This is a genomic window from Streptomyces sp. NPDC088785, from assembly GCF_044750685.1.
Classification (GTDB): Bacteria; Actinomycetota; Actinomycetes; order Streptomycetales; family Streptomycetaceae; genus Streptomyces.
The window spans coordinates 335,052-355,787 of sequence record NZ_JBIVKH010000002.1; the positions used below are offsets into that span (position 1 = coordinate 335,052).

Annotated in this window: 19 protein-coding genes; 10 read left to right on the forward strand and 9 right to left on the reverse strand. The window is 73.1% G+C overall.

The genetic code is table 11. The annotated features are described in order from the left end of the window. The first annotated feature begins 145 nt into the window (after nt 1–145). From ACIP5K_RS07230 to ACIP5K_RS07255, 6 genes are all read left to right on the forward strand, one after another. Nucleotides 146–1,609 (forward strand): aldehyde dehydrogenase, encoded by a 1,464-nt coding sequence (locus ACIP5K_RS07230; protein WP_401406048.1) that lies wholly within the window; start codon nt 146–148, stop codon nt 1,607–1,609. 4 nt (nt 1,610–1,613) lie between these two features. Beyond that, nucleotides 1,614–1,847 (forward strand): ferredoxin, encoded by a 234-nt coding sequence (locus ACIP5K_RS07235; protein WP_401406051.1) that lies wholly within the window; start codon nt 1,614–1,616, stop codon nt 1,845–1,847. Nucleotides 1,848–2,067: 220 nt separating this feature from the next. After that, complete coding sequence (gene lanKC, locus ACIP5K_RS07240; RefSeq protein WP_401406054.1) at nt 2,068–4,677, forward strand: class III lanthionine synthetase LanKC; 2,610 nt, start codon at nt 2,068–2,070, stop codon at nt 4,675–4,677. A gap of 92 nt (nt 4,678–4,769) precedes the next feature. Further along, the gene (locus tag ACIP5K_RS07245; RefSeq protein WP_401406057.1) at nt 4,770–4,904 is read left to right on the forward strand and encodes a SapB/AmfS family lanthipeptide; all 135 of its coding nucleotides are present in this window, start codon (nt 4,770–4,772) and stop codon (nt 4,902–4,904) included. After that, the gene (locus ACIP5K_RS07250; protein ID WP_401406060.1) at nt 4,901–6,667 is read left to right on the forward strand and encodes an ABC transporter ATP-binding protein; all 1,767 of its coding nucleotides are present in this window, start codon (nt 4,901–4,903) and stop codon (nt 6,665–6,667) included. The genes ACIP5K_RS07245 and ACIP5K_RS07250 overlap by 4 nt, the downstream gene beginning before the upstream one ends. Then, nucleotides 6,664–8,385, forward strand: a complete 1,722-nt coding sequence (locus ACIP5K_RS07255) for an ATP-binding cassette domain-containing protein (RefSeq protein WP_401406063.1) — start codon at nt 6,664–6,666, stop codon at nt 8,383–8,385. Before ACIP5K_RS07250 ends, ACIP5K_RS07255 begins: the two co-directional genes overlap by 4 nt. On the opposite strand, the gene ACIP5K_RS07260 is transcribed toward ACIP5K_RS07255, so the two are convergent. Then, the gene (locus tag ACIP5K_RS07260) at nt 8,362–8,961 is read right to left on the reverse strand and encodes a LuxR C-terminal-related transcriptional regulator (RefSeq protein WP_401406066.1); all 600 of its coding nucleotides are present in this window, start codon (nt 8,959–8,961) and stop codon (nt 8,362–8,364) included. The genes ACIP5K_RS07255 and ACIP5K_RS07260 overlap by 24 nt on opposite strands. 189 nt (nt 8,962–9,150) lie before the next feature. After that, nucleotides 9,151–9,780, reverse strand: coding sequence for a TetR family transcriptional regulator (locus tag ACIP5K_RS07265; protein WP_401406069.1), 630 nt, complete (start codon nt 9,778–9,780; stop codon nt 9,151–9,153). A gap of 199 nt (nt 9,781–9,979) precedes the next feature. On the opposite strand from ACIP5K_RS07265, the gene ACIP5K_RS07270 reads away from it, so the two are divergent. From ACIP5K_RS07270 to ACIP5K_RS07280, 3 genes are read left to right on the forward strand one after another with little or no spacing between them, the layout of a single operon-like run. Beyond that, nucleotides 9,980–11,296: a glycosyltransferase family 4 protein gene (locus ACIP5K_RS07270; RefSeq protein WP_401406072.1), complete on the forward strand. Its 1,317-nt coding sequence runs from the start codon at nt 9,980–9,982 to the stop codon at nt 11,294–11,296. Next, nucleotides 11,290–12,030: a methyltransferase domain-containing protein gene (locus ACIP5K_RS07275; protein WP_401406075.1), complete on the forward strand. Its 741-nt coding sequence runs from the start codon at nt 11,290–11,292 to the stop codon at nt 12,028–12,030. The genes ACIP5K_RS07270 and ACIP5K_RS07275 overlap by 7 nt, the downstream gene beginning before the upstream one ends. Then, a complete protein-coding gene (locus ACIP5K_RS07280) occupies nt 12,027–13,100 on the forward strand; it encodes a prenyltransferase/squalene oxidase repeat-containing protein (protein ID WP_401406078.1) in 1,074 nt (357 codons plus the stop codon). Before ACIP5K_RS07275 ends, ACIP5K_RS07280 begins: the two co-directional genes overlap by 4 nt. Nucleotides 13,101–13,148: 48 nt before the next feature. Here ACIP5K_RS07280 and ACIP5K_RS07285 read toward each other — a convergent pair whose 3' ends face one another. Further along, nucleotides 13,149–13,430: a hypothetical protein gene (locus tag ACIP5K_RS07285; RefSeq protein ID WP_401406081.1), complete on the reverse strand. Its 282-nt coding sequence runs from the start codon at nt 13,428–13,430 to the stop codon at nt 13,149–13,151. A 120-nt stretch (nt 13,431–13,550) separates the two neighbouring features. Between ACIP5K_RS07285 and ACIP5K_RS07290 the strand changes: the two genes are divergently transcribed. After that, complete coding sequence (locus tag ACIP5K_RS07290) at nt 13,551–14,108, forward strand: hypothetical protein (protein WP_401406084.1); 558 nt, start codon at nt 13,551–13,553, stop codon at nt 14,106–14,108. Nucleotides 14,109–14,123: 15 nt separating this feature from the next. Here the strand turns inward: ACIP5K_RS07290 and ACIP5K_RS07295 are convergent, their stop codons facing one another. The 6 genes from ACIP5K_RS07295 to ACIP5K_RS07320 form a co-directional block, all read right to left on the reverse strand. Beyond that, entirely contained in the window at nt 14,124–15,134 is a 1,011-nt protein-coding gene (locus tag ACIP5K_RS07295) for an LLM class F420-dependent oxidoreductase (protein ID WP_401406087.1), read from the reverse strand. Nucleotides 15,135–15,286: 152 nt separating this feature from the next. Further along, nucleotides 15,287–16,183: a hypothetical protein gene (locus tag ACIP5K_RS07300; RefSeq protein ID WP_401406090.1), complete on the reverse strand. Its 897-nt coding sequence runs from the start codon at nt 16,181–16,183 to the stop codon at nt 15,287–15,289. Between the two features lie 132 nt (nt 16,184–16,315). Next, the gene (locus tag ACIP5K_RS07305; RefSeq protein ID WP_401406093.1) at nt 16,316–17,350 is read right to left on the reverse strand and encodes an N-acetylmuramoyl-L-alanine amidase; all 1,035 of its coding nucleotides are present in this window, start codon (nt 17,348–17,350) and stop codon (nt 16,316–16,318) included. Nucleotides 17,351–17,371: 21 nt separating this feature from the next. Further along, nucleotides 17,372–18,031 (reverse strand): class I SAM-dependent methyltransferase, encoded by a 660-nt coding sequence (locus ACIP5K_RS07310; protein WP_401406096.1) that lies wholly within the window; start codon nt 18,029–18,031, stop codon nt 17,372–17,374. A gap of 34 nt (nt 18,032–18,065) precedes the next feature. Next, entirely contained in the window at nt 18,066–19,376 is a 1,311-nt protein-coding gene (locus tag ACIP5K_RS07315; protein ID WP_401406099.1) for a M20/M25/M40 family metallo-hydrolase, read from the reverse strand. Continuing rightward, a complete protein-coding gene (locus ACIP5K_RS07320; protein ID WP_401406102.1) occupies nt 19,373–20,734 on the reverse strand; it encodes a cytosine permease in 1,362 nt (453 codons plus the stop codon). Before ACIP5K_RS07320 ends, ACIP5K_RS07315 begins: the two co-directional genes overlap by 4 nt. Nucleotides 20,735–20,736 lie beyond the last annotated feature (2 nt).

Below are 20,736 nucleotides of genomic sequence, written 5' to 3' on the forward strand. Positions count from 1 at the left end.
GTCGCACCCTACGTCCGGCGCCCTCCGGGACCCTTCCGTATCCCAACTAGAACTGGTATCAGTTCTGAGACACCGTCAGAAACGACCGGGAAGACGGGAAGCCGGACAGACGGGAAACCGGGACGTCGGGAAGAGGAAGTCAGCCATGACCGAGCTCGTGGAACACGGACAGCTGTTCATCGGCGGGGAGTTGACCGACCCCCTCGGCAAGGACGTCATCGAGGTCGTCTCCCCGCACACCGGAGAGGTCTTCGGCCGGGTGCCGCACGCCGCGCCCGCCGACGTCGACCGGGCCGTCGCCGCCGCCCGCCGCGCCTTCGACGAGGGGCCCTGGCCGCGCATGACGCTCGACGAGCGCGTCGCGGTCGTCACCCGCATCAAGGACGCCATCGCGGTGCGCCACGAGGAGATCGCCCGGGTCATCTCGCAGGAGAACGGCTCCCCCTACTCCTGGTCCGTCCTCGCCCAGGCGCTCGGCGCGATGATGGTCTGGGACGCGGCGATCAACGTCGCCCGCGGCTTCACCCACGAGGAGACCCGCGACGGCGCCCTCGGCAGGCTCCTCGTGCGCCGCGAACCGGTCGGCGTCGTCGCGGCCGTCGTCCCCTGGAACGTCCCGCAGTTCGTCGCCGCCGCCAAGCTCGCCCCCGCGCTGCTCGCCGGCTGCACGGTCGTCCTCAAGCCGTCCCCCGAGTCGCCCCTCGACGCCTATCTCCTCGGCGAGATCGCCCGGGAGGCCGGGCTGCCCGAGGGCGTGCTCTCCATCCTCCCGGCCGACCGCGAGGTCAGCGAGTACCTGGTCGGCCACCCCGGCGTCGACAAGGTCTCCTTCACCGGCTCGGTCGCGGCCGGCAAGCGGGTCATGGAGGTCGCCGCCCGCAACCTCACCCGCGTCACCCTGGAGCTGGGCGGCAAGTCCGCCGCCGTCGTGCTGCCCGACGCGGACGTCGCTTCCACCGTCGCCGGAGTGGTCCCCGCGGCCTGGATGAACAACGGCCAGGCCTGCGTCGCCCAGACCCGCATCCTGCTGCCGCGCTCGCGCTACGACGAGTTCGCCGAGGCGTTCACGGCCGCCGCCTGCGCGCTCGTCGTCGGCGACCCGCTGGACCCCGCCACCCAGGTCGGCCCGCTCGTCGCCCGCCGCCAGCAGCAGCGCAGCCTCGACTACATCCGGATCGGCCAGGAGGAGGGCGCCAAGGTCCTCACGGGCGGCGGCGCACCCGCCGACGCCGGTCTCGCCCACGGCTGGTACGTCGAGCCGACCCTCTTCGGCGACGTGCACAACGGCATGCGCATCGCCCGCGAGGAGATCTTCGGCCCGGTCATCTGCCTGCTCCCGTACGGCGACGAGGCCGAGGCCGTCACGATCGCCAACGACTCCGACTACGGGCTCAGCGGCAGCGTGTGGACCGCCGACGTCGCCCACGGCATCGACATCGCGCGGCAGGTGCGCACGGGCACGTACAACGTGAACACCTTCAGCCTCGACATGCTCGGCCCGTTCGGCGGCTACAAGAACAGCGGTGTGGGCCGGGAGTTCGGCCCCGAGGGCTACAGCGCCTTCCTGGAGCACAAGATGATCCACCTCCCGGCCGGCTGGGAGGGCTGAGGCGATGGGCGACCGGTGGCACGTGGAGGTCGACCGGGGCGTGTGCATCGGATCGGGCCTGTGCGTCAATCACGCGCCGGACGCGTTCCGACTGGACACCGCGCGCCAGTCGCATCCCGCCCGGCCCGACGCGGACGCCGGCGAGGAGATCCTCGCGGCGGCCGAGGGCTGTCCCGTCGAGGCCATCACGATCACGCTCCTGGGCAGCGGAGAGCCGGTGTTCCCGCCCGAGGAATGACCGGCGTGAGGACGCCTTCCCGAGGCCGGGACCGCCCCGCGGTCCCGGCCTCCGCCGTGCGGGCGGAAAGCGTATTCCCGAACAGGGCGAACAGATATTCCCCGTGCATTCCGCACAGTTTTCTCATGACAGCTGTGACTGTCCGGGCTCCTTCTCAGCGTGCGAATCTCGGTTCCGGTCGCCACCCGAGAAACGGGACGCCGAGGAGGGCAACGAACGCATGGACAAGCGGTACGAGATCTACGCGCTTGCCGACCCGCAATTCTACGAGACGCCGGAACGGCTCTCGGGGAACGGGCAGGCACGGACACTGCCCGAGTTCGACACCGCCCGCCGCCCGGTCCCCGCCGGTTGGCGCTCCGACAGCAACGGGGAGTGGCTGAATCTCACGCCCGTCGACGACGCCGGCGCCCCGGTCCAAGGCCCCAAGCAGGGCTGGAAGATCCACGCGACGGCGACCCGCGCGGGGGCCGACAAGACCGCCGAGATCATCTGGGACTACTGCGTACCGCGCGGGATACCGTTCAAATTCGTACCGGCCCCGCATCTGCTCCACCTGCGGAACGCGAAATACGCCGGGCGCGACACCAGTGGAAAATTCGCCACCATATATCCGGCCGACGATGCCCGATGTCGTCTCATTCTTGAAGAACTCGGCGAATTACTGACCGGATTTGACGGTCCGTACATCCTCACCGACCTGCGCTGGGGCGAAGGACCGCTGTACGTGCGCTACGGCGCGTTCGCCCGCCGCATGGTCGTCGACCCGCGCGGCACCCTCGTCAGCGCCGTCGAGGACGCGAGCGGACAGCTGGTGCCCGACAACCGGGAGCCCAGCTTCCACATACCCGAGTGGGTGTCCCTGCCCACCTTCCTGAAGCCGCACCTCGACGCCCGCAACGCCACCACCGTCACCGACCTGCCCTACCGCTTCGAGAAGGCACTGCACTTCTCCAACGGCGGCGGCGTCTACCGCGGCGTCGACACCCGCGACGAGCGGACCGTCGTCCTCAAGGAGGGCCGCCCGCACGCCGGACTGGCCGCCGACGGCGCCGACGCCATCGCCCGCCTGGAACGCGAGAAGGCCGCCCTGGAGCGGCTGTCGGGGCTCGGCGTCGCCCCCGAGGCCCGCGACTGGTTCCTCGTCGGCGACCACCGCTTCCTGGTCATGGACCACGTGCCGGGCCGCCCGCTCAACGCCTTCTTCGCCGAACGGCACCCGCTGATCGCCACCGACCCCGACCCCCGCAAGGTGGCCGACTACGCCGCCTGGGCACTGGGGATCGTCGCCGCCGTCGAGGCCGCCGTCGCCCGGGTCCACGAGCGGGGCGTCGTCTTCAACGACCTGCACATGTTCAACATCATGGTCGACCCCGACGAACACACGGTCACCCTCATCGACTTCGAGGCCGCCACCAGCGTCGAGGACAGCGGCGGCCAGATGCTCGCCCACCCCGGCTTCTGGGCGCCGCTCGACCGCTCCGGCACCGAGATCGACCACTACGCGCTCGCCTGTCTGCGCCTCGCGATGTTCCTGCCCGTCACCACGCTGTTCGTGGTCGACCGCGGCAAGGCCGCCCACCTCGCCGACGTGATAGCCGCCGAATTCCCGACCGTGCCTAGGAAGTTCCTCGACGAGGCCGTCGCGGAGATCACCCGGGACGCCGGCCCGCGCGGCACGGCCGCTCCCGCGGCCCCGCCGCGCACCGCCCCCGCCCTGCCGGAGCCCGCCGACTGGCCGCGCAGCCGCGACTCCATGGTCGCGGGCATCCTCGCCTCGGCGACCCCGGACCGCGACGACCGGCTCTTCCCCGGCGACGTCGTCCAGTTCGCCACCGGCGGCGGCCTCGGCCTCGCCCACGGCGCCGCCGGCGTCCTGTACGCCCTCGACCAGATCGGCGCCGACCGCTACGAACAGGGCGAACGCTGGCTCCTCGACCACACCGCGCCGACCCCGCGCGGCACCGCGCTCGGCCTCTACGACGGCCTCGCCGGCATCGCCTTCGCCCTGCACCACCTCGGCCACCCGCAGCGCGCCCTCGACCAGATCGACACCCTGCTGCACGAGAAGTGGCAGCGCCTGGCCGGGCAGTTGCACAGCGGACTCGCCGGAGTCGGCCTCGTCCTCGACCACCTCGCGCACGCCACCGGCGAGAGCGCCCTCGCCGACCGCGCCGCCGAGGCCACCGCGATCGTCGCCGAACGGATCACCGAGGCGGCGGCCGCCGACGGCAGGCCCGGGCCACCGCGCCGGGCGGGCCTGATGCGCGGACTGAGCGGACCCGCCCTGTTCCTGCTGCGCCGCCACCGCCGCACCGGCGACCCCGCGCTCCTGCGCCTGGCGCGACAGGCCCTTGAGCTCGACCTCCGGCGCTGCCGGACCTCGTCCGACGGCGGCCTCCACGTCGACGAGGGATGGCGCACCATGCCCTACCTCGCGGACGGCAGCGCCGGCATCGGCATGGTCGTCGACGACTACCTCGCCGTCGCCCCCGACGCGGAGCTGGACATGGCCCGCGCGGGCGTCGTCACCGCCGCCAGCTCCCGCTTCTACATCCAGCCCGGCCTGTTCGAGGGCCGCGCCGGGATGATCCTGCACCTCGCCCGCACCACCGCGCCCCAGGCCCAGGACCGCCACCTGGCCGCGCAGATCGACGGCCTCGGCTGGCTGTCGATGCGCTACCAGGACCATCTCGCCTTCCCCGGGCACCAGATGATGCGCCTGTCCATGGACCTCGCCACCGGAACGGCCGGCTGCCTGCTGGCCCTCGGCGCCGCCCACGGCGCCCCGGCCCACCTGCCGTTCCTCCCGCCGCCACGGCGGCCCTGAAGCCGGCTCCGGCACTGACCGGAACCGTGTCCCAACGCACCACCCGTCCCCATCGGCACGTACCCGCGTGCCGCAGACGAAAGGAAACCATCATGGCCCTTCTCGACCTGCAGAGCCTGGAAGCCGACGAGACCACCGGCGGCGGTGGCGGCGGCGGCGCCGGCAGCAACGTCAGCCTGCTGATCTGTGACAAGTTCAGCTCCAACAGCACCCTTCTGTGCCTGTGACCGACAGCAGCACCGCGGGCCCGTCCTCCTCGGAGGGCGGGCCCGCCCCTGGCGGCACCGGCCAGGGCGGCGACGCCCTGCTGCGCGCCGCGATCCGGCACAGCGCCGCCCGCTGCGCGACCCTGTGCCTGCTCAGCACCGCCGGCGCGGGCATCGGCCTGCTGCTGCCCTACGTGCTCGGACGCGCCCTGGACGCCCTGCTCCGCGCCCACGCGACGGGCGCCACCGGCGGCGACGCCGGCCACTGGCTGCTGATCTGCGCCGCGCTCGTCGCGGGCGTCACCCTGCTCGACTGCTGCGAGGACGTCCTCACCGGCACGACCTCCGCCCGCACCACCGCCTGGCTGCGCCACCGCCTCGTCCGGCACGTCCTGGACACCGGCCCGCGCGCCACCACCCGCTTCCCGGCCGGAGACCTGGTCGCCCGCCTGATCGGCGGCACCGCCCAGGCCGGGCCCGCCCCCGCGACCGTGGCCGCCCTCGTCGCCACCCTGCTCACCCCCCTCGGCGCGATCGTCGCCCTCGGCCTGATCGACCCCCGCCTCGCACTCGTGTTCCTGCTCGGCGCCCCCGCCCTCACCCTGCTGCTGCGGTCCTTCGCCCGTGCCTCGTCCGACTGCGTCAGCGGCTACCTGAGCGCCCAGGGCGACCTCGCGACCCGGCTCACCGAGGCGATCGGCGGCGCCCGCACCATCGCCGCCGCGCGCACCGCCGACCGGGAGACCGCCCGCGTCCTCGGCCCGCTGCCCGAACTGTCCCGGCAGGGCCTGCGGATGTGGCGGGTGCAGGGCCGGGCGAGCGCGGGCGCCGTCACCCTGGCCCCCCTGCTCCAGATCGCGGTCGTCGCCGCCGCCGGCCTGCTCGTGCTCCACCACGGCCTCTCCGTCGGCGAACTGCTGGCCGCCTCCCGCTACGCCGTCCTCGCCACCGGCGTCGGCGCGCTCGTCGGCGACCTCGGCGCCCTGGTCCGCACCCGGGCCGCCGCCCGCCGCGCCGCCGAGGTCCTCGACCTCCCCACGCCCGCCTACGGCACCGGCGAACTCCCCGCGCACGGCGGCCGCCTGGAGCTGCGCGGCGTGACGGCCCGGCGCGCCGGACGCACCGTGCTCGACCGCGTCGACCTGACCGTCCCCGCCGGCCGGACCCTCGCCGTCGTCGGCGCGTCCGGCGCGGGCAAGTCCACGCTCGCCGCACTCGCCGGCCGCCTCGCCGACCCCGACGAGGGCACCGTCCTCCTCGACGGCGTCCCGCTGCCCGCCCTGCGCCGCACCGCGCTGCGCTCCGCCGTCGGCCACGCCTTCGAACGCCCCGTCCTGCTCGGCGACACCCTCGCCGACACGATCGCTCTGGGCGCGCCGCGCGACCGGGTGGCCCCCGCCGCCCGCGCCGCCCGCGCCGACCCCTTCGTGCGCCGCCTCCCCGACGGCTACGACACCGCCTGCGCGGGCGTCCCGCTGTCCGGCGGGGAACTCCAACGCCTCGGCCTGGCCCGGGCGTTCGCGCACGGCGGGCGGCTGCTCGTCCTGGACGACGCGCTCTCCAGCCTCGACACCGTCACCGAACGCGAGATCGCCGCCGCGCTCCTCGACCACACCCCGGGCGCCACCCGCCTGATCGTCGCCCACCGGGCCACGACGGCGGCCCGCGCCGACCTGGTGGCCTGGCTCGACGGCGGCCGCGTCCGCGCCCTCGGCCCCCACGAGGGGCTGTGGCGGGACCCCGCCTACCGGGCGGTGTTCGCGGGGGAGGGCGGCCCCGCGTGACCCCCCTCTCCCGGCTCGGCCTGCGCTTCCTGCGGGGCCGCCGCGCCGTGCTCGGCCGGCTCGCCGCCTGGTCGGTCCTGGAGACCGGCCAGACGTTCCTGCTCGGCCAGGCCCTCGCCCGCGCCCTCGACGACGGCTTCCTCGCCGGACGGCAGCGCACCGGCCTGCTCTGGCTCGGCGTCGCCGCGCTCGGCGTCGCCGTGGGCGCCCTGGGCACCGCCCGGGTCTACGGCGCGGTCGCCGACCTCGTCGAACCGGCGCGGGACGCGCTCGTGCGCCGGGTCGTCGCGCGCGGGGTGCGGGACGCCGACGGGGGAGCGGTGTCCCGGCTGACCCAGCAGGTCGAGATCGCCCGCGACACTTTCGCCGGCCTGGTCATGGTCTCCCGGTCGTTCGTCTTCACCGCGGCGGGCGCCCTGATCGGCCTGTGCTCGCTCGCCCCCGTCCTGCTGCTCGTCGTCGCCCCGCCGCTGGTCGCCGGGCTCGCCCTGTTCCTGGCCACGCTGCGCCCGCTGGCCCGCCGCCAGGAGGTGTTCCTCACCGCCGACGAGGCGGTGTCCGCCCGCCTCGCCACGGTCTGCGCCGGCCTGCGGGACGTCACAGCGGCGGGCCACGAGGAGGCGACGGCCGACGCCACGGGCGTGCTCGTCGACCGCGAGGCGCGGGCCGCGCGCACCCTGGCCCGCTGGTCGGTGCCCCGCGTCCTCGCGCTCGCCGTCGGCGGCCACCTCCCGCTGCTGCTGCTCCTGTGCACGGCGCCCTGGACGCTGGAGCGCGGGGTGAGCGCGGGCGCCCTGGTCGGCGCCCTCGCCTACGTCACGCAGTCCCTGCTGCCCGCCTTGCAGAGCCTGATCCACGGCCTGGGCACCGGCGGCTCCCGCCTCGTCGTCGTCCTGCGCAGGCTGACCGCGCACGAGACCGTGCCGGAGCCCCGGGCGGCGGACGCCGGGCCCCCGCCGCCCGGCCCGCCGGCCCTGGAGGCCTCCGGCCTGACCTTCGCCTACGGCCCCGGCGCCGAGCCGGTGCTGCACGGCCTGGACCTCGCCGTCCCCGCGGGCGGCCACCTCGCCGTGGTCGGGCCCAGCGGCATCGGCAAGTCGACACTGGCCGGACTCGTCGCCGGGCTGCTCGTCCCCGACGCGGGCCGGGTCCGGGTCGGCGGACTCCCGGCCCGCTCGCCCGGGGCGGCCGCACAGCGGGTGCTGATCCCGCAGGAGGCGTACGTCTTCAGCGGCACCCTGCGCGCCAACCTCGCCTATCTGCGCCCCGACGGCGTCGGCGACGCCGAACTCGAATCAGCCATCGGGGCGTTGGGCCTCGGGCCGCTCCGGGAACGGCTCGGCGGGCTCGACGCCCCGCTCGGCCCGGCCGCGCTCGCGGCCCTCTCCGCCGGGGAGCGCCAGCTGATCGCGCTGGTCCGCGCCTACCTCTCGCCCGCGCCGCTGGCCGTGCTCGACGAGGCCACCTGCCATCTGGACCCGGTGGCCGAGGCGCGCGCGGAGCGGGCGTTCGCGGCGCGGCCCGGCGGCACCCTCGTCGTCATCGCGCACCGGATCAGCTCGGCCCGCCGGGCCGAGCTGATCCTCGTCATGGACGGGCGGCACGCCCTGTGCGGGGGTCACCGGGAGCTGCTCGCGCGCTCCGCGCTCTACCGGGACCTGACCGGGGTCTGGGACGGCGCCGCCCGCCCGTCGTCACAGCCAGCCCGCCCCTTGTGAGATGCGGATGGCGTCGACCCGGTTGCGGGCTCCCGTCTTGCGGGTGATGGCGGCCATGTAGTTGCGCACCGTGCCGTTGGACAGGTGCAGGCTGCGTGCTATCTCGGCCACCGACGCCCCCTCGGCGGCGAGCGACAGCACGCTGAACTCCCGCCTGGTCAAAGGATTCTGCGCGGCTTGCAGGAATCCGAACCCCAGCGACTCGTCGACGAAGCGCTGTCCCTGGGCGACCCGTCTTATCCCGGTGAGCAGTTGCTCGACGGGCCCGGCCTTGTCCACGTAGCCCAGCGCGTTCGCCTCCGCCGCCCGGCGCAGCAGGCCCGGCCGGCCGGTGGTGGCGAGCACCAGCAGGGCGCTCCCCGGGGTGCCGGCGTGCAGATCGTGCAGGGGCGGCATCCCGTAGTTCTCCTCGCAGTCGAGGTCGGCCACGCATATCTGCGGCCGCAGCGCGCCCGCGCGGCGGGAAGCGCCGCGCCAGGCCGCTTGATGCACCTCCAGATCAGGCTCCTTCGCCAGACGGTCGGCGAGAGCCGAACGTATGAGGCATAAGTCGTGCACGAGAAGTACCCGGATCACATGTCCCCCTCCAAGCGGCGGTCCGCTTCGGTGCGTCCCTTCCCATGTTCGTCGGTGCGAGGGCACCTTGGGCGGGGCGGGTTCCCGGAAGTCGACTCACAGAACGCGCCAAGGGGGAGTTAAGGGGCGCACGATATTCCGGCTGTGCGCCCCCGCAGGTCAGAGGGGCGCACGCCACCGGAGTCCGGCTCAATGGCGCGATTCGGTCGATGTCAGGTCGATCAGCCGGCACACCGTCTCGATGTCGATCTTGACCTGGGCTATCGACGCCCGGCCCGACAGCCAGGTGATCAGCGCCGAGTGCCAGGTGTGCTCGATGACCCGGACCGCCGACAGCTGCGCGGGGGTCGGGTCGTCCAGCTCCATGGCGTCCAGGATGATCGCCGTCGTCTGCCGGGACACCTGGTCCACCTCGGGGCTGACGCTGCGGTCCGCGAAGGTCAGCGCGCGGACCATCGCGTCGGCCAGGTGCGGCTCGCGCTGGAGGGCGCGGAAGGCCCGCATCAGCGTCTCGGCGACCCGCTCGGAGGGGGCGTCGGAGGACGGCGGACGCTTGCGGACCGTGGTGTGCATGTGCTGGAGCTGGTCCTGCATGGTCGCGACCAGCAGGTGCACCTTGCTCGGGAAGTAGCGGTACAGCGTGCCCAGCGCGACCTGGGACGACTCGGCGACCTCCCGCATCTGCACCGCGTCGAACCCGCCGCGCGCCGCGAGCTGCGCGCTCGCGTGCAGGATCCGGCGCCGCCGCGCCTCCTGCCGCTCGGTGAGCGCGGGCGCGCCCTGGGCGCCGCCGCCGCTCCTGGCATCCGGAGCTGTCATCTGCCTGCTTCCGTCTCCCGGGGCGGCGGCTCGTGGCGTGAATCACCCGAGCCGCCTGTCACAGCCCCGCTACCAGCCGGTAGATTCGATCCTCATTGAACGATCAAGTCTGAAACTTGTTCTAGATTAGCGTCCCCACGTAGTGTCCACTGGCAGGCCGGGATGTCCACGGGCAAGCAGGAGAGAAGGGTGGCCTGGAGTGACCGCGGAGTCGTTGCGCATCGCTCTCCTCACGTACAAGGGCAACCCGTTCTGCGGTGGCCAGGGCGTGTACGTCCGTCATCTCTCCCGTGAGCTGGCCCGGCTGGGCCACCGGGTCGAGGTCATCGGCGCGCAGCCCTATCCGGTGCTCGACGAGGTACCCGGCGCCGGGGGGCCCACGCTCACCGAACTGCCGAGCCTGGACCTGTACCGCAGCCCCGACCCGTTCCGCACCCCGCGGCGCGACGAGTTCCGCGGCTGGGTCGACGCCCTGGAATTCGCCACCATGCGCACCGGCGGCTTCCCCGAGCCCCTGACCTTCTCGCTGCGCGCCCGCCACCACCTGCGCGCCCGCCGCGGCGCGTTCGACGTCGTGCACGACAACCAGACGCTCGGCTACGGCCTGTTGGGCGACATCGGGGCCCCGCTGGTCACCACCATCCACCACCCCATCACCGTGGACCGGCAGCTGGAGCTGGATGCCGCCGGGAGCTGGCAGCAGCGGCTGTCCAAGCGCCGCTGGTACGCCTTCACCCGCATGCAGAAGCGCGTCGCGCGCCGGGTGCCCGCCGTGCTCACCGTCTCCGGCACCTCCCGCGACGAGATCGTCGAGCACCTCGGCGTGCGCCCCCAGCGCATCCGCGTCGTCCACATCGGCGCCGACACCGACCTGTTCTCCCCGGACCCGGCGGTCCCCGAGATCCCGGGCCGCATCGTCACCACCTCCAGCGCCGACGTCCCGCTCAAGGGCCTCGTCTTCCTCGTCGAGGCGCTCGCCAAGGTGCGCGCCGAACACCCCGACGCCCATCTCGTCGTCGTCGGCAAGCGCCCCGCGGAGGGCCCGGTCGCCCAGGCCGTGGAGCGGTACGGCCTCGAAGGCGCCGTCGAGTTCGTGAAGGGCATCAGCGACGCCGCACTCGTCGACCTGGTGCGGTCCGCGCAGGTGGCCTGTGTGCCCTCGCTCTACGAAGGCTTCTCCCTGCCCGCCGCCGAGGCCATGGCCACCGGCACCCCGCTCGTCGCCACCCGGGGCGGCGCGATCCCGGAGGTCGCCGGGCCCGACGGCGAGACCTGCCTCGCCGTGCCGACCGGCGACGCGGGCGCGCTCGCCACCGGCCTGAGCCGGCTGCTCGGCGACCCCGAGCTGCGGCGCCGCCTCGGCGCGGCCGGCCGCGCCCGGGTCCTCGACCGCTTCACGTGGGCGCGTGCCGCGCAGGGCACCGCCGAGCTGTACCGCGAGTCGATGGAGGGCGCCCCCGCCCACTCCGTCCGACCCCACCAGGAAACCCCAGAGGAAAGCAGGGCCACGTGCTGACCGTCGACTTCACCCGTTTCCCGCTCGCCGCGGGCGACCGCGTCCTCGATCTCGGGTGCGGGGCCGGACGGCACGCCTTCGAGTGCTACCGGCGCGGGGCCCAGGTCGTCGCCCTCGACCAGAACGCCGAGGAGATCGCCGAGGTCGCCAAGTGGTTCGCCGCGATGAAGGAGGCCGGCGAGGCCCCCGCGGGCGCCACCGCCACCGCGATGGAGGGCGACGCGCTCCACCTGCCCTTCCCCGACGAGTCGTTCGACGTCGTCATCATCAGCGAGGTGATGGAGCACATCCCCGACGACAAGGGGGTGCTCGCCGAGATGGTGCGCGTGCTCAGGCCGGGCGGCCGCATCGCCGTCACCGTCCCGCGCTACGGCCCCGAGAAGGTCTGCTGGGCGCTCTCCGACGCGTACCACGAGGTCGAGGGCGGTCACATCCGCATCTACAAGGCCGACGAACTCCTCGGCCGGATGCGCGAGGCGGGCCTCAAGCCGTACGGCACCCACCACGCCCACGCGCTGCACGCCCCGTACTGGTGGCTGAAGTGCGCGTTCGGCGTCGACAACGACAAGGCGCTGCCGGTCAAGGCGTACCACAAGCTCCTGGTCTGGGACATCATGAAGAAGCCCGCCCTGACCCGGGTCGCCGAGCAGCTGCTCAACCCCGTCGTCGGCAAGAGCTTCGTCGCCTACGCCACCAAGCCGCACCTGCCCCAGGCCGCCGGGACCACTGAGTGAGCAGCCCCGAGCGGACCGAACTCCTGGTCCTGCCGGGCGTTCTGACGGCGGATCAGGCCACCCGTACGGTGCACGGCATCCTCGCGGTGCAGCGCCCGGACGGCGCCCTGCCCTGGTTCCGCCGCCACCACCTCGACCCCTGGGACCACACCGAGGCCGCCATGGCGCTCGACGTGGCCGGCGAGCACGAGGCCGCCGAGCGGGCCTACGACTGGCTCGCCCGGCACCAGAACGAGGACGGCTCCTGGTACGCCGCCTACCACGACGGCGACCCGCACGACATCACCGACCGCGGCCGCGAATCGAACTTCGTGGCGTACGTGGCCGTCGGCGTCTGGCACCACTACCTGTCGACCGGTGACGACGCGTTCCTGGACCGCATGTGGCCCACCGTGCGCGCGGCCGTCGAGTGGGTGCTGCGGCTCCAGCAGCCCGGCGGGCAGATCGGCTGGAAGCGCGAGGAGGACGGCACGCCCGTCAAGGACGCGCTGCTGACCGGGAGTTCGTCGATCCACCAGGCGCTGCGCTGCGCGCTCGCCATCGCCGATCAGCGTGAGGAGCCGCAGCCCGACTGGGAGTTGGCGGTCGGCGCGCTGCGGCACGCGATCCGCCGGCACCCGGACCGCTTCCTCGACAAGAGCCGCTACTCGATGGACTGGTACTACCCGGTCCTCGGCGGCGCGCTGGAGGGGGACGAGGCCGAGGCGCGGATCGCGTCCGACTGGGACCGCTTCGTGGTGCCCGGGCTCGGGGTGCGCTGTGTGGTGCCCAACCCGTGGGTCACCGGCGGGGAGAGCGCCGAACTCGCCCTCGCCCTGTGGGCGATGGGCGAGTCCGACCGTGCGCTCGCGATCCTCCAGGACATCCAGCACCTGCGCGACCCGAAGACCGGCCTGTACTGGACCGGGTACGTCTTCGAGGACCGGGCGATCTGGCCGGAGGAACTGACGACGTGGACTGCGGGCTCCGTGCTCCTGGCCGTCGCCGCGCTGGGGGGAGACGAGGCGACGTGCTCCGTGTTCGGCGGCGTCGGGCTGCCGGGCGGAGTGGAGCCGGACTGCTGCGTCTAGGGCCTGTCCCGCGACAGGATCCGCCGGACGGGCCCTAGCGCCGGGTGCTCAGCGGAGCCGGCCGGCGATGGCGTGGCCGACGAGCAGGTAGACGACGGCGGCCAGACCGTAGCCGGCGACCACGCGCGCCCAGGCCTCGTCGAAGGTGAACAGATCGCGGGACCAGCCGGCCAGCCAGTTGGCCGCATGGTGGATGAACTGGACCAGGTCGTTGCCGCGATTGGCATCGAGCAGGTACATGAGTATCCACAGACCGAGTATCAGCGCCAGGATGTCGGCAACGACCACGATCGCTCGGGCCGCGCTGTTGCCGCTGCGAGTAGAGGACATGCTCTCCTTGTGACCGGAAGCCGTTCGATAAAACCCGAACGGTGGCGCTCGGGTGGTGGCGGTGTGAGGGACGGGTGACGCTGCGGGGACCTGTGCCGTTCCACCCCGGAGGTACCCGCGGTGTCCAGCTTCGCTCTTCCCGTCCGTCGTACGGTCGTGTCCGTCCTGCTGTGCGGTTCCCTGCTCGCGGGGACGACCGCGTGCGGTGGCGACGACAAGGACTCCGCCTCGTCCTCGTCGGCGTCGCCGTCCAGCTCGGCCGAGCGCCAGAAACTCGCCAAGACCCGCTTCGTGGCCAACGCCGGCATCGCGGCCGGGGCCACCTACCAGTGGATCGTGAAGCCGTGGCGCGCCGGCAAGTTCAAGAAGGGCGCCGACGGCCGGAAGTTCGCCCTGGTCAAGGCGGGTCTCGCGGGCGCCCTCACCTACAACCGGCTGAAGGCCGCCTCGAAGAACGCCCAGGGCGACCCCACGCTCTCCAAGGCCGTCGCCCCGCTCACCGCGGGCATCGACGCGCTCAAGGACCTGCCGAGCAAGCTGCGCAAGGGCGACGGCGTCGACTCGGTGGCCGGGTCGTTCGACGACATCATCAACAGCGTCAAGGACGCCGGAAAGAGCGCGGGCGCCGAGGTGAAGGACAAGGTGCCCTCCACCTCCCAGCTGACCGGCGGTTCCTGAACCCCCGGCGCGGCCTCAGGAGTTCAGCTCCGCGAGGACGCGCAGGGTGTGCGGGTCCGGCGACAGGACCAGCAGGTCCGTCACCGGGCCCTTGCGCCACAGCTCCAGGCGCTCGGCGATCCGGGCGCGCGGCCCGACGAGCGAGATCTCGTCGGCGAACGCGTCCGGCACCGCCAGCACGGCGTCCTCGCGCCGCCCCTCGGCGAACAGCTCCTGGACGCGGCGGGCCGCGTCCGCGTACCCCATCCGCGCCATGAGGTCGGCGTGGAAGTTCCGAGTCGCGTGGCCCATGCCGCCGATGTAGAAGCCCAGCATCGCCTTGACGGGCAGCAGCCCCTCGGCGACGTCGTCGCAGACCTTCACCCGGGCCATCGGGGCGACCATGAAGTGCTCGGGCAATTCGGTGAGCGACGCCTGGTACACGTCCGACCGGGTCGGCGACCAGTACAGCGGCAGCCAGCCGTCCGCGATCCGGGTGGTCTGCGCGATGTTCTTCGGGCCCTCCGCGCCGAGCAGGACCGGCAGGTCGGCGCGGAGCGGGTGCGTGATGGACTTCAGCGGTCTGCCGAGCCCGGTGCCGTCGTCGCCGCGGTAGGGGTGGGAGTGGAAGCGCCCCTCGGCCCGCACCGGCCCCTCGCGCCGCAGCACCTGCCGCACGACGTCGACGTACTCACGCGTCGCGGTCAGCGGTGAGCGGGGGAAGGGGCGGCCGTACCAGCCCTCCACCACCTGCGGCCCCGACAGGCCGAGGCCCAGCAGCGCGCGGCCGCCCGAGAGGTGGTCGAGGGTGAGCGCGTGCATCGCGGTCGCCGTGGGGGAGCGGGCCGCCATCTGCGCGATCGCGGTGCCGAGCCTGATCCGCGAGGTGTGCGCGGCGAACCAGGTCAGCGGGGTGAAGGCGTCGCTGCCCCACGACTCGGAGGTCCACACCGAGTCGTACCCCAGCTCCTCCGCCGCGCGCACCAGTGCGAGGTGGCCGGGGTCCGGTCCGCGTCCCCAGTAGCCGAGCGCGAGTCCCAGGCGCATGCGGTCAGCCCCTATCTGACGATGTGTCAGTTCCAGGGCGACTGTACGCGAAAGGCCCCCCGCCCGGAAGGTGGGCGAGGGGCCCGGGACTGCACGGGAAAGGCTCCCTGCCCGGGCGAACGGGCAGGGAGCCTTCGGCTGTTCGGCGCGGGTCAGCCGCGCTGGATCCCGCTGGTGTCCTGGAGGACGCCGCGACGGCCGTCCTGGGTCTGCGCGATCAGGCCGGGACCCCGCTGCTCGACGGCCAAGTACCAGGTACCCGGGGCCAGTTCGGCGATCGGCGTCGGGTTGCCGTCCTCCGCGTACAGCGGGCGCGGCACCGGGACGGCGAACCAGAACGGCGAGAAGTCCACGGAGCCGCCCTGCGTCGGGGCGGGCTGCGGCGTCGGGGCGGGCGCCTGCTGCTGGCCGTGCTGCTGGCCGTAGGGCTGACCGGGACCGGGCTGACCGTGCTGACCGGGCTGACCGTGCTGGCCGGGCTGACCGTGCTGGCCCGGACCCGGCTGCCCCGGCTGGGCGCCGTACGGCTGGCCCGGCTGCTGGGCGCCCGGGTAGCCGTAGCCACCACCCTGCGGCTGGCCGTAGGGCTGCGGCTGCTGGGGGCGCGGGGCGCCGACGAGCGCGGCCTTCAGGGCCGGGACCAGCGGAGTGGCGACGGCCGCGGCGGCCAGGACCAGGGCGGCGATGAGGCCGAGGATCAGGCCGGCACCGGCGCTGATGCTGTCCGGCAGGCTGTCGCTCCAGAAGCTGAACGGATCGAAGATCGTCCACAGCGCCGTCCACGCCGAGAAGATCGTCAGGGCGACACCGAACTGCCCGAGGTCGAGACCGACCACCTGACGCGGCTGTCCGAGACCACGCGCGACGACGATCAGTGCCGCACCGATGATGCCGGAGACGTACATCCCCATCACGAGGCCGAGGCTGTCCCAGGCATTCGGGATGTCGCCACCGGGGCTGTCGAACGCGTCGAGGAACGAGGCGATGAACAGCACTACCGCTGCTCCGATCACCACGCCGTCGCCTCGAGTGAGGGAGCGGATATTCACTTCAGGAGGTCCTTCGTCAGTCGGCTGGGTCTTCGGTGGAGGCGGCGCGGAGCGCAGGGGTGACGCCACACGGTACGGACGACACTATCGTCCGCGTCCTGCGGGTGTCTGCCGCGATCCACAGGGTGACAGCTACCCGCGCAGGAAACTCACGATTCCCTCAGAGATGCCCTGCGCCGCCTTCTGCCGCCACGCTCCCGAGGTGAGCCGGGCCGCGTCCTGCGCGTCCCGCATGTTGCCGCACTCGATGAAGACCTTCGGGACCGTCGAGAGATTGAGTCCGCCCAGGTCGGAGCGGGTGTCGAGGCCCGTCCCCCGGCCGATGTAGTTCGACGGCGGCTCGCCGGTGACCCGCAGGAAGGAGCCCGCGATGCGCTCGCCGAGCGCGCGCGAGGGACCCACGACGGGGCGGGTGTCCGCGGCGCCCGCCTGCACGGATGCGGGAAGGATCACATGGAAGCCGCGGTTGCCCGCGGCGGACCCGTCGGCGTGCACGGAGACCACGGCGTCGGCGTGCGCCGCGTTGCCGATGGCGGCCCGCTCGGTGACGCACGGACCCCAGGCCCGCTCGCCGTTCTGCGTCAACCGCACGGTGGCGCCCTGCTGTTCGAGGACCGTGCGCAGGCGGCGGGCCACGTCCAGGGTGAACTGCGCCTCCGTGTAACCCCCGTTGGTGGAGGTCCCGGTAGTGTCGCACTCCTTGCTGCCGTTGCCGACGTTCACCTTCCGGTTGATATCGGCCGGGTGCCGAAAGTTCCCCGGATTGTGACCCGGGTCGATGACGACGACCTTCCCGCGCAGCGCCCCGGAGCCGCCGCCGGCCGGCGCGGTCGACCTCTTCGGCGCGGTCCTCGACGGCGTGGGCGAGGACGTCGACGCGGACGCGGCCGGGGAGGAGGGGGCCGTGGACCGGGGGGACGCGGACACCGGCGGCGCCGAGGTCGACGCGGACTGACCGGCGGCGGGCAGCACCTTCGGCGGCTCGTTCTCGCCCGGCCCGTGCACGACCTGCCACAGCACCCAGGCCGCGAGGGCCGTCGGCACCAGGGCCGCGAAGGTCATCAGGACGGGCCGGCGGCCGAACCGGCGGCCGGGGCGGCCCCGCCGCGGATCGTCGTCGCGGTAGAAGTCTTCGAAGTCGTCAGGGTCCGGGCCTACGTATGACACGCCTCGACGATAACCGCGCCGTCAGCTCCCCGCGCCCGTTCGTCGCAGGACGCGCAGCGAGTCGTGCACCGAGACCTCGGTGAACGCCCCGGACGCGAGGGCCCGCAGGTACACGCGGTACGGGGCCTGCCCGGTCCACTCGTCGTGCTTGACCGGGAAGACGTCGTGGATGACGAGCAGCCCGCCGTGCGCGACGTGCGGCGCCCAGCCCTCGTAGTCGGCGTTCGCGTGCTCGTCGGTGTGGCCGCCGTCGATGAAGACGAGGCCGAGGTCGCCGCCCCACACCTTCGCCACCTGGGGCGACCTGCCGACGAGCGCGACGACGTGGTCCTCCAGACCGGCCGCGTGCAGCGTCCGCCGGAACGCGGGCAGGGTGTCCATCCGGCCGACGACCGGGTCGACGGTCTCCGGGTCGTGGAAGTCCCAGCCCGGCTGCTGCTCCTCGCTGCCGCGGTGGTGGTCGACCGTGAGGGCCGTGACCCCGGCCGCGCGGGCCGCGTCGGCGAGCAGGATCGTGGAGCGCCCGCAGTACGTGCCGACCTCCAGCAGCGGCAGCCCGAGCGCCGCCGCCTCGACGGCGGCGGCGTACAGCGCGAGCCCTTCGCCCAGCGGCATGAAGCCCTTGGCCCGCTCGAAGGCGGCGCGGACGTCCGGGCCCGGGGTGCTCCCTGAAACGGTCATGCGCCCATGCTGCCGTACGCCCCCGGGGCGCAGGTCAGCAGCCCTGCCACAACCGGGTCATCACCCGCACCCCGAACCGCAGGCCCTCCAGCGGCACCCGCTCGTCGACACCGTGGAACAGCCGCCCGTAGTCGAGGTCGGCGGGCAGCTTCAGCCCCTTGAAGCCGAAGCAGCGGATGCCCAGCCGGGTGAACGCCTTGGCGTCCGTGCCGCCCGGGTTGCAGTACGGCACCGGGTGGCCGTCCGGGTCCTCCGCGCGCACGGCGTCGCACATCGCGTCGACGAGCGGCCCGTCGAACGCCGTCTCCATCGCGACGTCGTGGTTGACCCACTCCCGGGACACGGAGGGCAGGAGCAACGCGTCGATGGCGTCGACGAGTTCCTGTTCATGGCCGGGCAGGAAGCGTCCGTCGACCCGGGCCGTGGCCCGCCCCGGGATGACGTTGGTCTGGTACCCGGCGGTGACCATGGTGGGGTTCGCCGAGTTGCGGAGCACCACCTGCATGAAGTCCGCGACGTGGCCCAGCTTGGCCAGCTCGGCGTCCAGGTCCTCGGCCTCGAAGTCGATCTGCACGTTCTGGAGGTCGGCGGCCGTGCGCAGCAGGGCGCGCACCGGCTCGATGAGACGTACGGGGAAGGTGTGACGGCCGATGCGGGTGAGGGACTCGGCGAGATCGGTGACGGCGTTCTCGTCGTTGGGGGAGGAGCCGTGCCCGGCCCGCCCGTGTGCGGTCAGCTCCATCCACGCCATGCCGCGCTGGGCGTTCTCGATGGGGTAGAGGCGCCGGGTGTCGTCGAGCGCGTAGGAGAATCCGCCGCCCTCGCCGATGGCCTCCGTGACGCCCTCGAACAGGTCGGGGCGGTGCTCGACGAGCCAGTGCGCGCCGAACTTCCCGCCCGCCTCCTCGTCGGCGAGGAAGGCGAGCACCAGGTCGCGGGCCGGCCTGACGCCCGTACGCGCGAAGTGGCGGGCGGTGGCCAGCATGACCGCCACCGTGTCCTTCATGTCGATGGCGCCGCGGCCCCACAGGTAGCCGTCGCGGATCTCGCCGGAGAACGGCGGCACCTGCCACTCGGCGGCGTCGGCGGGCACGACGTCGAGGTGCCCGTGGACCAGCAGGGCGCCGCGCGTGCGGTCGGCGCCCTCGATGCGGGCGATGACGCTGGCCCGGCCGGGCGCGCTCTCGACGAACTCGGAGGCGATGCCGGCCTCGGCGAGCGTGGCCTCGACCCAGCGGGCGCAGGCCCGCTCGTCGCTGGTCGGGTTGGAGGTGTCGAAGCGGATCAGCTCGGCGCACAGCTCGACGACGTCGCGCTGTGCGTCCTCGGACGCGAGGGTGGTCATGCCGCTCCTACGGGGGTCTGCTCGGCGGCGACGGGACGCGGGTCCTCGTCGTCGGCCAGGGTGGTGGTGCCGTACGTCCGGATCCAGCCGGGCAGTCCGAGCGCGGCGTAGAGGACGAAGGCGGTGGCCAGGGAGTTCAGGGCCGGGATGCCGCCGTCGTAGAACTTGCCGACGCAGAAGGCGGCGGCCCAGATCACGAGGGACATCGGCACCCAGGTCGGGGACGTGGCGGGCAGGGTGCCCGCGGCGCGGGTCGCTTCGAGCGGTCCGCGCATCCGGCGCACCACCCAGTACTCGGCGACGATGATGCCGCCGATGGGCGGGATGGCCACGCCGAGCACGGTCAGGAAGTCGGTGAAGTGGGTCATGATGCCGACCGCCGACAGGAGCGTGCCGGCGATGCCGAGCGCGATGGTGACGGCGCCGCGGTGCAGCCGCTTCTTGAAGACGACCTGGAAGAAGTTGACGACGCCGAGCGAGGAGCCGTACAGGTTCCAGTCGTTGATCTTCGCCGTCGACATCAGGACGACGAGGACCCCGAAGACGCCCGAGGTGGAGAGCACGATCTGCGAGACCTCGTTGCTCTTGACCAGGTGGCCGAGGAGGACGCCGGTCAGCCCCACGATGTACTCGGAGAGGATCATCGAGGACGCCGTCTGGAGGAAGACGTGCGAGCCCTTCTTGTTGTAGCGGGTCATCTCCGGGGCGACGATCGCGCCGGTCATGTAGCCGCCCGCGATGGCGGTCGCCGCGACGGACAGCGGGATCGCCTGGCCCGGCGGCGGGGAGCTGATCAGGTCGCCGAGCGAGTGCTCGCTCAGTGCGTCGATCACGGACCAGGCCACCATCGCGAAGAACAGCGGGGTCACGATCTTGGCGAAGACCGCCATGTACCGGAAGCCGAAGATGACCAGGACGGTGATGGCGAGCCCGGCGACGACGCACCACAGCCAGGAGGGGCCGCCGACCAGCGACGAGACGCTGTTGCCGAAGATCGTGTTCTGCACCCCGAACCAGCCCACCAGGCTGACCGCGATGACGAAGCTGACCAGCGCCGAGCCGTTGCGCCCGAAGCCGACCCAGCGGGTCAGCAGCGGTGTCGAGAGCCCCTCGCGCATCCCCGCGAAGCCGATCAGGAAGATGACGGCTTCGAGCACGACCGCGCCGAGCGTGAAGGCGAGGAAGGCGTCGCCGAAGGTCATGCCGACGCCGATGGTGGCGCCGAGGGTGAACTGCGAGATGGAGCCGGACTGGGCGAGCCACTGGAGCAGCATCGTCCAGAAGCCGAGCCGCTGGTCCCGCGGGACTCTGGACAGCGCGTAGTCGTCGCTGCCCACGTTCTTCTTCGTGGTGGCCATGG

What these genes read in the sequence shown, in the direction of transcription:
- ACIP5K_RS07230 (WP_401406048.1), top strand. Translation starts at nt 146, where the DNA reads ATGACCGAGCTCGTGGAACACGGACAGCTGTTCATCGGCGGGGAGTTG.
- ACIP5K_RS07235 (WP_401406051.1), top strand. Translation starts at nt 1,614, where the DNA reads ATGGGCGACCGGTGGCACGTGGAGGTCGACCGGGGCGTGTGCATCGGA.
- lanKC (WP_401406054.1), top strand. Translation starts at nt 2,068, where the DNA reads ATGGACAAGCGGTACGAGATCTACGCGCTTGCCGACCCGCAATTCTAC.
- ACIP5K_RS07245 (WP_401406057.1), top strand. Translation starts at nt 4,770, where the DNA reads ATGGCCCTTCTCGACCTGCAGAGCCTGGAAGCCGACGAGACCACCGGC.
- ACIP5K_RS07265 (WP_401406069.1), bottom strand. Translation starts at nt 9,780, where the DNA reads ATGACAGCTCCGGATGCCAGGAGCGGCGGCGGCGCCCAGGGCGCGCCC.
- ACIP5K_RS07285 (WP_401406081.1), bottom strand. Translation starts at nt 13,430, where the DNA reads ATGTCCTCTACTCGCAGCGGCAACAGCGCGGCCCGAGCGATCGTGGTC.
- ACIP5K_RS07295 (WP_401406087.1), bottom strand. Translation starts at nt 15,134, where the DNA reads ATGCGCCTGGGACTCGCGCTCGGCTACTGGGGACGCGGACCGGACCCC.
- ACIP5K_RS07310 (WP_401406096.1), bottom strand. Translation starts at nt 18,031, where the DNA reads ATGACCGTTTCAGGGAGCACCCCGGGCCCGGACGTCCGCGCCGCCTTC.
- ACIP5K_RS07315 (WP_401406099.1), bottom strand. Translation starts at nt 19,376, where the DNA reads ATGACCACCCTCGCGTCCGAGGACGCACAGCGCGACGTCGTCGAGCTG.
- ACIP5K_RS07320 (WP_401406102.1), bottom strand. Translation starts at nt 20,734, where the DNA reads ATGGCCACCACGAAGAAGAACGTGGGCAGCGACGACTACGCGCTGTCC.